The following is a 674-nucleotide window of genomic DNA, read 5'->3' as shown; positions in this document are numbered from 1 at the left end:
CTGAAGGCGATCGCGGACATGGGCTTCGACGTCGTCTACCTGCCCCCGATCCACCCCATCGGCACCACCCACCGCAAAGGCCCCAACAACACCCTGACCGCCGGCCCCGACGACGTCGGTGTGCCCTGGGCGATCGGTTCCCCCGAAGGGGGTCACGACGCCGTCCACCCCGACCTGGGCACCCTGGAGGACTTCGACTTCTTCGTCGCCGAGGCCGGCCGGCTCGGCCTGGAGGTCGCCCTGGACTTCGCCCTCCAGTGCTCCCCGGACCACCCGTGGGTGGAGAAGCACCCCGAGTGGTTCCACCACCGCCCGGACGGCTCGATCGCCTACGCGGAGAACCCCCCGAAGAAGTACCAGGACATCCACCCCCTCGCCTTCGACGCCGACATGGACGGCCTGGTCGCCGAGACGCTGCGGATCCTGCGGCACTGGATGGCCCACGGCGTGCGCATCTTCCGCGTGGACAACCCCCACACCAAGCCCGTGGTCTTCTGGGAGCGGGTCATCGCGGAGATCAACCGGACCGACCCGGACGTGATCTTTCTGGCGGAGGCGTTCACCCGCCCGGCGATGATGCACACCCTGGCCCAGATCGGCTTCCAGCAGTCCTACACCTACTTCACCTGGCGCAACAGCAAACAGGAGCTCACCGAGTACCTGACCGAGCTGAC

General features: G+C 68.0%; 1 pseudogene. It reads left to right on the top strand.

The window, feature by feature from the left end:
* A pseudogene (locus tag IH25_RS0136740) lies at window positions 1-674 on the top strand (alpha-1,4-glucan--maltose-1-phosphate maltosyltransferase); the annotation flags it as partial.

The organism is Streptomyces achromogenes subsp. achromogenes (assembly GCF_000720835.1).
Lineage (GTDB): Bacteria > Actinomycetota > Actinomycetes > Streptomycetales > Streptomycetaceae > Streptomyces > Streptomyces achromogenes.
This window is presented reverse-complemented; position numbering and strand designations above follow the sequence as displayed.